Source organism: Klebsiella sp. 7-CIP_Kleb. (genome assembly GCF_050378655.1).
Classification (GTDB): Bacteria; Pseudomonadota; Gammaproteobacteria; order Enterobacterales; family Enterobacteriaceae; genus Klebsiella; species Klebsiella quasipneumoniae.
On the sequence record NZ_JBNRLJ010000002.1, the window covers coordinates 878659 to 892571 of the forward strand.

Below are 13913 nucleotides of genomic sequence, written 5' to 3' on the forward strand. Positions count from 1 at the left end.
CCCTTCGCCTTTCTGCTCATTATTTATCAGAAATGGCTGCGGTTATATTTATTCTGACGCCCCCGGAGAATACACCAATGTGTATCAACCTTTATGACAATGCGCGCCGCTATCGCTATGAGAAACAATAAGATGAATAAGACCTGGCTTTTCACCACCCTCACCCTGGCGCTGGTCGCCGCCGCGCCGGCCCACGCCATTAGCGCGAAATACCGGGAGCAGCTTGAACGCTCCGGCTGTACGCAGATGACCGACGGGACCACCTGCGATATTCATAAAACCAAAGCCGAGAATGCCGCCGCCGCGCAGCAGGCCAGCAGCGGCTTCGGCCCCTGGCTGGGCACCTGGTATGTTTATACTGAATATGGCGATAAAATTGATGAGATTACCGTCACCGCTAAAACGGTGAAAACTCATGGTCATCTGGTGGAGGACGCGAAAGCGAGCCAGGGTAAGCTGACTTTCCGGGTGAAAAACTCAACCTTTACTCTCAACGACGCCTTTAACGGCAACTGGACAAACGGCAGCCAGCGCGGCACGTTGCAAAAAATAGAGTAAACTCCCTGCTCCCCGGCGGGGGCACACCATGCCGATAGACTGCGGTGACCGGTTCATCCGGCCAGGCAAGCAATGTGATGTGACTCATGCGGGGAGACCTCCCGGCGCGGGCCGGGAGGGAGTGCAACAGATTACTTCTGCGGACGCATGGCCGGGAAGAGGATTACGTCGCGGATGGTATGGCTGTTGGTAAACAGCATCACCATGCGGTCGATACCGATGCCCAGACCGGCGGTCGGCGGCAGGCCGTACTCCAGCGCGGTGACGTAGTCTTCGTCATAGAACATCGCTTCGTCATCGCCCGCCGCTTTGGCGTTGACCTGATCCTGGAAACGCTGCGCCTGATCTTCCGCATCGTTCAGCTCGCTGAAACCGTTACCGATTTCGCGGCCGCCGATGAAGAACTCGAAGCGGTCGGTGATTTCCGGGTTCACGTCGTTGCGGCGCGCCAGCGGGGAGACTTCTGCCGGATATTCAGTGATGAAGGTCGGCTGGATGAGGTGCGCTTCCGCCACTTCATCGAAGATTTCGGTGACGATGCGCCCCAGACCCCAGCTTTTCTCTACCTGAATGCCGAGAGATTCCGCCAGCGCTTTCGCCGCGTCGAAGTTATCCAGATCCGCCATGTTGGTTTCCGGACGATGTTTTTTGATCGCCTCGCGCATGGTCAGTTTTTCAAACGGCTTGCCGAAGTCAAAAACCTGGTCGCCATACGGCACCTCGGTTTTGCCCAGAACCGTCTGCGCCAGGGTGCGGAACAGCGACTCGGTCAGTTCGATCAGGTCTTTGTAGTCCGCGTACGCCATGTACAGTTCCATCATGGTGAACTCTGGGTTATGACGTACCGAGATCCCTTCGTTGCGGAAGTTACGGTTGATTTCAAACACGCGTTCGAAACCGCCGACCACCAGACGTTTCAGATACAGTTCCGGCGCGATGCGCAGGTACATATCGAGATCGAGCGCGTTGTGATGAGTGATAAACGGACGGGCGGACGCGCCGCCGGGGATCACCTGCATCATCGGGGTTTCCACTTCCATAAAGCCGCGGGCCACCATGAACTGACGCATGGTCGCGAGGATCTGCGAGCGGATGCGGAACGTATGGCGCGACTCTTCGTTAGCGATCAGATCCAGATAGCGCTGGCGATAGCGGACTTCCTGATCCTGCAGGCCGTGGAATTTATCCGGCAGCGGGCGCAGGGCTTTGGTCAGCAGGCGCAGCTCGGTGCAGTGGATGGAGAGTTCGCCGGTTTGCGTTTTGAACAGCTTGCCGCGGGCGGCGATGATGTCGCCGAGATCCCATTTCTTAAACTGTTCGTTGTAGACGCCTTCCGGTAGGTCATCGCGGGCCACGTACAGCTGGATACGGCCGCCGACGTCCTGGAGGGTGACGAAGGAGGCTTTGCCCATCACGCGGCGGGTCATCATCCGGCCGGCCACCGCAACTTCAACGTTCAGGGAAGCGAGTTCATCGTTATCCTTCGCATCGAATTCAGCGTGCAATTGGTCAGAGGTATGATCGCGACGGAAATCGTTGGGGAAAGCTACGCCCTGCTCACGCAGCGCAGCCAGTTTTTCGCGACGAGTTTTCAGTTCATTATTAAGGTCAATGGCCTCATCGGCACCTTGTGCTTGTTGTTCAGACATATGGGTTCCTCATAACCTTGCTTTCAAACTAGCTTCGATAAATTGAACCAGGTCACCCTTCCGCGCGGCCTGTCTCCGGCTTTACACCGAAGAACAAGAGTAACGAATCTGGCTTCACTTCAAGCTGATCTCACTCAGCTATGCCTTCACTAACGGTATTTTTTATCGTTGGCTTCCGCGCCTGCCAGAATATCCTCCTCCTGTTCACTACGCTGTGCAAGGAGCGGCTTTGCGCTCCGCTGTTGATGGGATACCCCCGGTCGCGCTGCGCTTACCGGGGCGATAAATCGCGCTGGCCGATAGCCCGCCGGGACGCGCATCAGGCGCCGCCGCCGGGAAGTTCGCCAGCCGCCGCGCGGCGTTTGCCGACGCTACAGGCTGCGGCAAAGGCGATAATCACCATCACCGCCACGCAGCCGAGGGTCCATTCGCCCATCTGCGAGAAGAAATGCTGATAGGCGGCAATCGCCGTATCGCTGATTTGCGATTCGGTGGTCTGCTGGGCGACCACGCCCGCCAGCCAGTTGGCCACCGCGCCGGTGGCCAGCATGTAGATCCCGGTCAACACCCCGGTGACGCCGGGCATGTTCAGGCGGGTGATTTGCGCCATCGCCACCGGGTCGATAAACAGTTCGGCAAAGCCCATCATCGCCAGCCCGGCGACCATCATGCCCATCGAGGCCTGACCGTCAGCGGCGCCGTGGCGGGCATTAAGCGCCAGCAGCATAAAGCCGCCGCCCATCAGCAGCAGGCCGAAAGCGAATTTCAACCAGACGCGCAGCACCGAACGTACGCTGCCTTCCGGGCGCATCAGCCACGCCAGTACCACGCCGGCCGCCATCACCGCCACCGCATTAACCGACTGGAACAGCGCCGTCGGCACCTCCCAGTTCAGCAGGCGGCGGTTAACAAAGTGGTCGATAAACAGGCTAATCGAGCTCCCGCCTTGCTGAGCCAGCACCCAGAACAGCGTCCCGGCAAGCATCAGCAGGACGATCTGCCATAGCGCGCGACGATGCTCGGGCGCTTTGATCATGATCCGCGCCACCATCTGGGCGGCAAACAAGCAGACGATCGCCAGCAGATAGCCGGACCAGTTGTTTTGCAGTAGCAGTGTGAAGAACACCGGCGCAAGGCACAGCATCACCAGCAGCCAGCCCCAGGTCGGCAGCACGAATTTCACCGCCCGCAGCGCCGGTTTATCGACGCCGCGGGTATGCCGGAAATGGCGGCTGCCGCTTAAGAAAATCATCAGTCCGATGAACATACCGATTCCCGCCAGGGCGAAGCCGATATGCCAGCCGTACCACTGGGCCGCCAGCCCGCAGGCGATGGGCGCGGCGATGGAGCCGACATTGCCGGCGGCGTACAGCAGCGAAAAGCCGCCGTCGCGACGCGGATCGTCGTGGGCGTAGAGTTCGCCAAGCAGGCAGCTGATATTGGATTTGAACAGGCCATAGCCGCAGATAATGATCGCCAGCGCGACGTACAGGCTCCATGCGGAGGTCGACTCAACGCCCAGCACCACGTGGCCGAGAGTCATCAACAGCGCCCCGGCAATCACCGCCGTGCGGTTGCCGAGCAGGCGGTCGGCAAGCCAGCCGCCGAGAATAGGGGTAACGTAAACCAGAGATGCGTAAGCGCTGAACAGGCTGATGGCGTGGCTGTCGTCGAAGCCAAGCTGGTGGGTGAGGTAGAGGATGAGTAAGGCGCGCATGCCGTAAAAGCTGAAGTACTCCCAGATCTGGATCGCAACGATGTAGTAAATCGCGCGCGGCTGTGAGGGTGTTTTCATGTGTTCTCCTTGCAGCGTGAAAAAGGGAAGTGGCAAGCCACTTCCCTGGTGTGCGTCTATTACTTGTTATTCTCTTCTTTCAGCACTTTAACGGTGTAACGACCATCCGCCTGACGATAGGCGCCGTGGATATCGGTTTCGAAGCCCGGGTAGTGGGCGCCGATTTCGCACAGCATCTGCAGGAACTCCAGCACCGGACGGCTCTCTTCGGTGATCATTTCACCCGGCATCACCAGCGGCACTCCCGGAGGATACGGCAGGATCATGTTGGCGTTGACGCGGCCGACCATCTCTTCGAGGTACACTTCTTCCGTCTGACCGTGCAGCTCTTTCTGGAACGCGGCATACGGGGTCATCACCATCGATGGCAGCACTTCGAAGGCGCGGAACATCAGATCCGGCAGGTTGTGGTGCTCAATCAGTTTGTGAATGTTCTGCGCCAGGTCCTGAATACGCATGTTCTCATAGAATTCAGGATCTTCACGGTACAGCGACGGCAGCATGTTTTTCACCCGCAGGTTCAGGTCGAACGCGCGTTTGAAGTCGGTCAACGCACGCAGCAGGCTCAGCGCTTTGGTTTTGTCGATACCGATGCTGAACAGGAACAGCAGGTTGTACGGACCGGTTTTCTCCACCACGATGCCGTGTTCGTCGAGATATTTCGCCACGATGCTTGCCGGAATACCGAAGTCATCCATGGTGCCGTCTTTCTTCATCCCCGGGGTCAGCAGCGTGACTTTGATCGGGTCGAGGTACATGTGTTCGTTATCGATGTTTTTGAAACCGTGCCATGCGCTGTCGGAGCGCAGCGGCCAGCATTCAGGGCCGTCGATATGTTCCGGCTGCCATACGTCGAAGAACCAGCCGTCAGACTCGCCTTTCAGACGTTTGATCTCTTTACGGAACTTGATGGAACGTTCGATAGAGCCGTCGATCAGGCGCTTACCGGCGTTGCCTTTCATCATCGCTGCCGCGGTTTCGGTGGACGCCACGATCCCGTAGTGCGGAGAGGTGGTGGTGTGCATCATGTAGGCTTCGTTAAAGGTCTCTTCGTTAACGTCGCCTTTCACGTGGATCATCGACGCCTGAGAGAACGCCGCCAGCAGTTTGTGCGTGGACTGGGTTTCGTAAATCACTTTCCCTTCGACGCGGCCGCCGCTCATCCCGCATTTGCCTTCATAGATCGGCGAGAAGTTGGTGTAAGGCACCCACGCGGAGTCAAAGTGGATGGATTTCACATCCAGGGTTTTCTTGATGAAGTCAGTGTTGTACAGCAGACCATCGTAAGTCGAGTTGGTGATCACCGCATGTACCGGCCAGGTCGCGTTCGGCGTCTCTTTCACACGCTTGGCGATAGTCGCGTGCTGGAATTCGCTCTGCGGGATACCGCCGAGGATGCCGTAGGCGTTACGGGTCGGACGGAAGTAGATCGGCGTAATGTCGCTCATCATCATCAGGTGAGTCAGCGATTTGTGGCAGTTACGGTCAATCAACACGGTGCTGCCGGCCGGCGCGGAGTACATACCGACGATTTTGTTGGCGGTAGAGGTGCCGTTGGTCACCATATAGCTGCGTTCAGCGTTGAATACGCGAGCGATATACTCTTCCGCTTCTTTGTGCGGGCCGCTGTGGTCCAGCAGGGAACCCAGTTCAGAAACCGAAATCGAGATATCGGATTTCATGGTGTTGGAGCCAAAGAAATCGTAGAAGATGCTGCCTACCGGGCTTTTCTGGAAGGCGGTACCGCCCATGTGGCCCGGGGTACAGAAGGTGTATTTGCCTTCACGCACATATTTGAACAGCGCTTTGGTCAGCGGCGGCAGAATGGTGTCGATATATTCGTCAGTGTTCTGTTTGATTTTGTTCGCGATATCTTCCGCAGCGCCCAGCGCATATTCGAAGAAGCGAACCTGCATGCGCAGATCGTTCAGGCTAACGTCCAGCGTGGAGTAGGTGTTAGCGAACGCATACAGCGGCATGTACTCGTTCATTTTGCTGATTTCTTCGCACAGCTCGAGATTGTATTTATCCCAGTCGAAGATCACGCCGCACAGACGAGAGTTGTTTTCGATCAGTTTTAATAAGTCGTCACGGTCGTTCGGGTAGACAATGCGGAAGTCCAGGCGTTCGAGAGCACGATGCAGTTCACGGATGGGTTCTTCTTTGAAGTAAACCCCCATGTGATTCATGATTGCAATAACGTTCATAGTCAAATCTCCAGATGTAGAAAGCCCCTCCCGTCGCGCTATGACAGGTGATGGAAGGAGCCTCAGGAAAAAGGGTTACTGATTAGTGCGCGTTAGCGGGGCTGTTGCTATCCGATGTGTTGTTCTGGCGCTGGTGCATTTTGCGACCGTAGAACATCAGGATAATCAGGCTAACGATAAAGGTGCCGGCCAGTTCGAAGGAGCTTGCGCCCATCAGCGCGATGAAGCAGAACACGCAACCCAGTACCGAACAAATCAGGCTGACAAAGTTACGGATGTTGATGCCTTCGAAACGAATCAGGTCAACACAGGAGTAGAAGTAAGGCAGCATGGTCAGCAGTACCGCGATACCGGTCAGTTCGCCGAACAGGTCAGAGGCTTTACCACCGGCGGAGTTCATCAGGGTAATCAGCACCATCAGCGCGGTCATTTTCACTGCGGCCAGCAGCAGGCCTTTTTTCGGGATACCGTTGCTATCAACTTCGCCATACACTTTCGGGAAGTTACCGTCGTTGGCGGCGCGGACACCGGCCTGGCCAACCAGCATCATCCACGAGCCCAGAGAAGTCAGGCAGGCAAAGGCGGTGAAAGCGGATACCATCGGCGCAGCCCAGCCGCCGAGAATAGTAGAGGCGCTAATCGCGAACGGCGCACCCGACGCGGCCATCTGAGAAGCAGGATACATACCGGCGATAACCTGAGTCGCGGCGATATAGACGATACCGGCCATCGCAGTACCCAGCATGGTAGCCAGCGGTACGGTACGTTTCGGGTTTTTCACCATCCCGGTACTCACGGCGGCGGATTCTACGCCAACGAAGGCCCACAGGCAGAGCAGGATACTTTTAATGACCGCGTGGCTATCGGTGGTGCTGGAGGTGTTCCAGTTCGCCTGATAGGTAGCGACATCAAACCAGTGCCAGCCGACGACCGCGGTCATCACCACTGGAATAAGCACCAGCACCAGACCAATAGTGGTCAGACGGCTGACCCAGGTCCCGCCGAGCATATTAACGAAAGTAAAGATCCACACGATGGCAATACAGGCAATCCCTGCTGGCACCGGGTTATTTAAAATGGGGAAGAACGTAGACAGATAAGAAACCGCGGTAATCCCGATAGCCAGGTTACCAATCCAGTTTGCATGATAATAAAGCACACCGGTCTGGAAACCGAATGCCGGAGATATTTCCCCTGCGTAAGCAATTGGGCCACCCTGCTGCGGGTTTTTAGTGGCCAGTCGGGCATAAACATAAGCCAGAGACATCGCACCAATAATTGAAATCACCCAGCCCCAAATGGCAATACCACCGATGCTGGCCAGGTTCGCAGGTAATAATGCAATACCGCTCCCCATCATATTACCGGCGACAACACCGGTACAGGCAAATAGCCCGATCTTCTTGGCAGAACTCATGGTTGTTTTTCTCCTAAGTTTATTTGGGAGGTACAGATCATGATACAGAACCATTAATTGACCCGACCAACTGCCAACAAGATTACTGATTTGTACGAGATAAGTCCTAAAGATAAAGTGAAATAACAACAAACATCAGACAAATGATATTTTGACCTTTTTCGCTTAACATATAAACATGACAACAGGGTGTCATAAAAAGATAAACATTGTTGTTTTACATGCACTTAAACCAGATTCAGTGTGTTGCCGAACTGTTATTTAAAGCCTCCTGAATGCTAAATATAAATAACAACAAGAGGCTTCATGAGAAACATAAATTTAACCTCACCATGCCCAAAACCTTGTACACGATGAGGGTTTACTTATTCTGAAGAGAGGAAATTATCGAGATACGGAACCACCCGGTTGACCGACGTCTGGAAAACCCCGTTTTCAATCCAGTACAATGTGTCTCCCCCGGGGCGTAAATTAAACGCCGTAATGTAAGAATCTGCTGCCAGCCGGTTCTCACCTTTCATCTCATAGACTTTGCCTAACAGCACATAATTCAGCCACGACATCTCTAAATCGATCGCACTGTTAATCGCGGTATTCGCTTCATCGACTTTGCCCTTCCCCAGCAAATCCACCGCTTTTATTTGATAATAAATCGCCATGTCTTTAATACCTGGCATCTCCCCTACCCGTTCAACTTCGCTATAGAGGGCTGCCAGCTGTTTATCATCCAGCGGCTGTTGTGAATGACGTAATACATCCACCAGCGTCTTTTCGGCATACGCGTAAATAAAATCAGGCGCCCGTTTAATCACATCATCCAGCAGGCTGCTGGCTTTGCTTAATGAGTCAACATCGCCCTTCATTAACAGCTGATGCGACTGGTAGAAATAGGTTAACGCCACGCTTTGCGACGGCTGATACTGCCTGAGCATCGCCTGCATCCGCGCCGGCCACGGCTGCGTCAGGGCATCCGACAGGCTGTTCATCAGATCGTTCTGGATGGTGAGCTGGTTGTCATTGGTCACAAAGTAGCGCTTATCGAGCATCGTCGAGCTGTCGGCATTATCCACCAACTGGACCGACATAAAGCACTGCTGCGCCCGGTAGTGGCGCTGATTGACGAACTCAATGGTTAGCGTTTTACCGGAACTGCTCGGCTCATTGATGTTGTAGTCCGTTTTGTCATGCACCATAAAGGTCGAGAAGGTGTTCAGCGAGGTGGTGATCAGGCTGGCCAGGCCGACCGCGTAGGAGTGCTGCGACGACCAGTTGGTGCAGGAGTTACCATTCACCAGGTGGATATCGATATCGCGCGGATTAAGCAACAGGCGCGCCTTGTTGACCGGCGGCCGCGATTCCATGCTCGACAGCGCCACCAGCGCCACGCAGGTGCCCAGCGCCAACAGGAACAGTCCCCACACCAGGGCGGTGGTGAGCCGTTTACGCACTGACGGCGCGCTGGCCACTGTCGGAGCGGGAGCTGGCACGGCGGGATCGGCGGCGGAGACGGGCGCATCGGGCGGCGCACCGGCAGCCGGCGGCGCGGTCGCGGCGACCGAAGGCGAAGGCGTCAGCGCCTCCATCTGTGGGGCGAGTTCCTCCCCTTCTTCGGTGCACCAGATCACCGGCACCGTGAGCTTATACCCCCGTTTGGGTACCGTCGCGATGTACTCAAGGCTAACGTCGTCGCCGTCTTTGAGCGACTTGCGCAGTTCAGAAATACTCTGCGTGACGACGTGGCTGGTCACAACGTTCCGGGTCCAGACGTTTTCGATAAGCTCGTCCCGACTAAGCACTTCCCCCGGATGGCGAGCGAAAAAGACCAGAAGGTCGATTAAACGCGGTTCAAGGGTAAGCTGGCGCCCCTTCCTGCTGATTTGGTTTACAGAGGGGGTTACCAGCCATTCACCGACGCGAACAACAGGTTGTAGCATACAAGAAAGCCCCAGACAAAAAGGGAAAGGCGCGATGATAACACATTTGTCCTACCTATTTTTGCCAGGGGTCACTCCCTCAGGCATTAGGTTGGAATTCGCCTTTTAGCGACAATAAAAAGCAATATTTCATTAACATCGTGATCATCAAATTGATATATAGCGATAAAAAACGTTTTCGCTTCCGCTTAGCCGTCGGAACGTGGGCAGCGGAAAAAAATAAGCCCGGAGGCGTAATGCGCTCCAGGCTCAGTCAGTGGCGTGCCGTTATGGCACGCGGAAGAATCGATTATTTATACACTTCCGCTGTGGCTTCAAAGTTAGGACCATGCTCACGCGCAGCAGTAATCACGTAGTACTTTCCGCCTTTCTCATCGGCCAGCTTGGAGAGCTGATCGTGCAGATCGGAAGGTGAAGAGAACTGCCCACCTGACGGCCCCACCGAGATCGGTCCGACCTTGGTCAGTTTAAAGTGTTTAGCTTCTTCTTTGGTGATCAACTGCGCGGCGGACGCGCCAAACGCAACGGCGGAAAGGGCTAACGCGACTATCACTTTTTTCATCCTGCAATCTCCTTGGAATGGGCCTTAGATCAGGCTCTTTCAGTATAGACGGCGATTTAATAAGCGTGCTACCGGTGCGCTGATTTTTTGGCCGCAGCGTTCAGTAACGCGGCGGCACCCCTTCCGGGCGGGTCTTAAAGCGCCGGTGCAGCCACATATATTGTTCAGGCGCCATCAGGATGCACTGTTCGATAATCTGGTTCATCCACGCCGCGGTAACCTCGGCGCTGGCCAGCGGCGGCGTGCGCTCCGGCGTCAGGGAGATCAGCTCATATCCCATACCGTTAGGCTTGCGTCGCGGAACAAACGGCACAATCGTCGCCCCGGACATCTTCGCCAGCATCCAGGTGCCGGTGGTGGTCGCCGCCTGCTCGACAGCAAACAGCGGCGCAAAAACGCTGCTGGCCGGCCCGTAGTCATGATCCGGCGCGTACCAGAGGATCTCTCCCTCTTTCAGCGCCCTGACCATGCCTTTCAGATTTTTTCGATCCAGCATGGTCTTGTTCGAGCGCAAGCGTCCCCAGGTCTGCAGCCAGTCAATCAGTGGGTTATCATTGGGCCGGTAGACGCCGATCCCCGGGGTAAACATGCCATACATTCGCGCCCCCATTTCGAGGGTCAGAAAATGGATACCGATCAGTAAGATGCCCTGCTTTTGTTCCAGAAGTTCGACCACCTCGTTTACGCCGCTGGTCTCGGTCCAGCGCGCCACCCGGTGCGTCGGCCAGAACCAGGCCATGCCGGTCTCCATCAGCCCCATGCCCAGCGATTCAAAGTTTTTCACCAGCAGTGCCTCACGCTCGGCGACGCTCATCGCGGGAAAGCAGAGTTCGAGATTACGTCTGGCAATCCGTGCGCGGCTTTTCATCACCCGCATTGCCAGCCGCCCGAGCGCAGTGCCCAGTCGGTAGATCACCGGATACGGTAATTGCACCAGCAGCCATAAGAGGCCAATTCCCAGCCATAACAGCCAGTAACGCGGGTGCAACAGCGCGCGGGAAAATTTGGGTAAATTTGACATAGTAATCCTGTTAATTCACTCAATAATAGCTGAGCAAAAACCGCGAAATAAAGTAGCGGATCCTGCCGGTTGTATTTTTCCAATTCGTGCGGTAACACTAAGACACAAAGCACGATATTATACGTTGTTCAATCACTAATTTCAGTCTTGCGATTGCGGCTACTCTATTATTAGCCACATCGCGTAAAACTTCCTTTTTTACGCATAAAAAAATAAACCAGACCTCTACAGCGCGACTGGTTGCCCAAAAAACAAACAGCATATTTTCTCATCGCCTGTTGCATTGGCCCCTTGGTTGCTCTGCAGCACGGAGATAACGTGCTGCGCGGCGGGATGTTCAACGTCATTTGTGACGCCTTCATGCGGTTATTTGTGACTCGGGCAAAGGTTAAGCATCGACATTGCGGATCCTTTTCCCAGATATGCTACGTTTACAGCGCTCATTCGACGCAAGTGCCTTTGCCGACGTCGTCGCTTTCAGAAGCCATAGTGAGAAGGAACTATGACAATGAATTATCAATTAGTGAAGCAAGTCAGAGAAAATAACATATTAAGAAAAAGCTTCATTGACCTTGCCGTTAAGACTTTCGACCTGTCTTTTGAAGAGTGGTATCAGCAAGGTTACTGGACCGACGCCTATATCCCCTACGCCTTTGTCGAACGTAATAAAATTATCGCTAACGCCTCGGCCAACATCATCGATCTGCGCTGGCAGGGCGAGCCCCGGCGGTATATTCAGATTGGTACCGTGATGACCGAACCGGACCACCGCAATAAGGGATTAGCCGGCCAGCTTATCCACCATATTCTGCAGGACTGGCAGCAGGAGGCGGACGCCTTCTTTTTATTTGCCAATCCCACCACGGTGGATTTTTACCCCAAATTTGGTTTCACCCGCAGCGAAGAGCATCAATATATTATGCCGGTCGCTCCGCGCGCTGGTGATTTTCGCAAACTGGATATGGACAGCGCTGACGATGTCGCCCTGCTCCGCCATTACTATGAAAAATCCAACCCGTTCTCACCGCTGCGGGTGGAGCACAACTTTGGCCTGCTGATGTTTTACTGCTCAGCCTTTATGAAGCATTTCGTTTACTATTCGGCAAAAAATGAGGCGGTGGTTATCGCCATGCAAAACGGTCCGGTGCTGATCTGCTTTGACCTGTTCTGCGATGCGGGCAAAAGCCTGTCGACGCTGGTCAACGAGCTGGCCGATGACCATGTTTACCAGGCTATCCTCGGCTTTACCCCCAATGAAGACCGGCTCGGCGAGTACGAGAAGATTGAAGGAGAAGATATCCTCTTTGTCTATGACCAGAAGGAAAACTTGTTTAAAGACAGGAAGTTGATGTTTCCTTTACTGGCGCATGCCTGACGGCGCCGCGCCGTCAGGCCGATCAGTTATAGATCACCACGAAGGTCGCGCTGGCGTTCGCCTCACCCGCTGTCACCGCGATCCGGTCGGCTGCTCGCTTCGTCGTGAGACGTAATCCCGATACTCCTCGCCAACGTAAATCTGCCGTGGCCGGTAGATGGTCAACGGCGCCTGGTGCATCTCGTTCCAGTGCGCCACCCAGCCGACCGTCCGGCCGACCGCGGTGACCACCGCAAACATCGACGAAGGCAGATTCATCGCCTTGAGGATCACCGCGGTATAAAAATCCACGCTCGGCGACAGGCCATTTTCCACAAAGTAGGGATCGGTCAGCGCCACGTCCTCAAGGGCCATCGCCACCTGCAGCAGACGGTCAGACATGCCTACCTCCGCCAGGACCCGATGGCTGGTTTCACGCAGGATATCGGCGCGCGGGTCACGGTGACGGTAGCGTGAGTTGCCAAAACCGAGGCGGCGAAATGCCTGCGGATCGCGCTTCGCCTGGCGCAGAAACGCCGGAACCTGATCGACGCTTTCAATCTCCTCCAGCATCCGCATGCTCGATTCATTGGCGCCACCGTGCATTGGCCCCCACAGCGACGCCAGCCCGGCGGCGACGCAGGCGAATAAGTTCGCTCCGGAGGAGCCCGCCGCGCGCACCGTAGTGGTCGAGGCGCACTGCCCGTGATCGGCATGCAGGACCAGGATCTGGTTCATCGCCTGCTCGATAACCGGATTGAGAACGTACTTTTCGGCCGGGATAGCAAACAGCATCTGCAGGAAATTACCGGCATAGGAGAGATCGTTGCGCGGATAGGCGGCGGGTTGCTCAATGGTGTACTTGTAGCTCATGGCGGCGATAGTGGGCATTTTCGACAGCAGCCGCGTGGCGGCCAGCGCCCGATGCTGCGGATTTTCCACGTCCAGAACATCATGATAGAACGCCGCCAGCGCCCCCACCAGAGCACACATCAGCGCCATCGGGTGCGAATCGCGGCGAAAGCCGCTGCACATGCGGGCTATCTGCTCGTGCACCAGGGTATGGCGGGTGATGGTCTCGCGAAACGTTTGATAGCTGGCCTCATCCGGCGCGTCGCCCCGCAGCATGATGTACGCCACCTCGAGAAAATCACACTGGCGAGCCAGCTGATCCACCGGATAGCCGCGGTGCAGCAGCACGCTGTTTTCCGTATCGATCCACGAGATCGCCGACTGGCATCCGGCGGTGTTGGCGAAGCCGGGGTCGTAGCTGCAGAATCCGGAGTGATTCAGCTCGCGTATGTCGACTCCCACATGGCCCCGGGTTCCCGGCACCTGCGGCAGGGTGATGGGCGTCGGTTGCCCGGCAATAGAAAGCGTTAACGGTGTGGTGCTCATCCTGTCAGTTCCCCCAGC

Annotated in this window: 10 protein-coding genes; 2 read left to right on the top strand and 8 right to left on the bottom strand. The window is 55.6% G+C overall.

Going from position 1 to position 13913, the window contains the following annotated elements; genetic code table 11:
• Positions 1-132 precede the first annotated feature (132 nt).
• On the top strand, positions 133-558 hold the full coding sequence (locus ACQUTI_RS11800) for a hypothetical protein (RefSeq protein ID WP_025999107.1): 426 nt from the start codon (positions 133-135) through the stop codon (positions 556-558).
• A 131-nt stretch (positions 559-689) separates the two neighbouring features.
• On the opposite strand, the gene lysS is transcribed toward ACQUTI_RS11800, so the two are convergent.
• The 7 genes from lysS to ACQUTI_RS11835 all read right to left on the bottom strand — a co-directional run bounded on the left by lysS (position 690) and on the right by ACQUTI_RS11835 (position 11143).
• Entirely contained in the window at positions 690-2207 is a 1518-nt protein-coding gene (lysS, locus tag ACQUTI_RS11805) for a lysine--tRNA ligase (RefSeq protein ID WP_004202393.1), read from the bottom strand.
• Positions 2208-2526: 319 nt separating this feature from the next.
• Positions 2527-4002: a dipeptide permease DtpD gene (gene dtpD / locus ACQUTI_RS11810; RefSeq protein WP_004202391.1), complete on the bottom strand. Its 1476-nt coding sequence runs from the start codon at positions 4000-4002 to the stop codon at positions 2527-2529.
• 59 nt (positions 4003-4061) lie between these two features.
• Positions 4062-6209: a lysine decarboxylase CadA gene (gene cadA, locus ACQUTI_RS11815; RefSeq protein WP_002892486.1), complete on the bottom strand. Its 2148-nt coding sequence runs from the start codon at positions 6207-6209 to the stop codon at positions 4062-4064.
• Positions 6210-6291: 82 nt separating this feature from the next.
• Positions 6292-7626 carry a cadaverine/lysine antiporter gene (gene cadB / locus ACQUTI_RS11820; protein ID WP_004202389.1) on the bottom strand — a complete coding sequence of 445 codons (1335 nt, stop codon included), beginning with the start codon at positions 7624-7626 and terminating at the stop codon, positions 6292-6294.
• A gap of 365 nt (positions 7627-7991) precedes the next feature.
• Positions 7992-9560, bottom strand: a complete 1569-nt coding sequence (cadC, locus tag ACQUTI_RS11825; RefSeq protein WP_017898812.1) for a lysine decarboxylation/transport transcriptional activator CadC — start codon at positions 9558-9560, stop codon at positions 7992-7994.
• 289 nt (positions 9561-9849) lie between these two features.
• Positions 9850-10122 carry a DUF1471 domain-containing protein gene (locus tag ACQUTI_RS11830; protein WP_004202387.1) on the bottom strand — a complete coding sequence of 91 codons (273 nt, stop codon included), beginning with the start codon at positions 10120-10122 and terminating at the stop codon, positions 9850-9852.
• Between the two features lie 100 nt (positions 10123-10222).
• On the bottom strand, positions 10223-11143 hold the full coding sequence (locus tag ACQUTI_RS11835) for a Kdo(2)-lipid IV(A) acyltransferase (RefSeq protein ID WP_017898813.1): 921 nt from the start codon (positions 11141-11143) through the stop codon (positions 10223-10225).
• A 508-nt stretch (positions 11144-11651) separates the two neighbouring features.
• Here ACQUTI_RS11835 and ACQUTI_RS11840 point away from each other — a divergent pair.
• Entirely contained in the window at positions 11652-12518 is an 867-nt protein-coding gene (locus ACQUTI_RS11840; protein WP_004202384.1) for a GNAT family N-acetyltransferase, read from the top strand.
• Positions 12519-12590: 72 nt separating this feature from the next.
• On the opposite strand, the gene ACQUTI_RS11845 is transcribed toward ACQUTI_RS11840, so the two are convergent.
• Complete coding sequence (locus ACQUTI_RS11845; protein WP_023319875.1) at positions 12591-13895, bottom strand: citrate synthase; 1305 nt, start codon at positions 13893-13895, stop codon at positions 12591-12593.
• Positions 13896-13913: the final 18 nt, after the last annotated feature.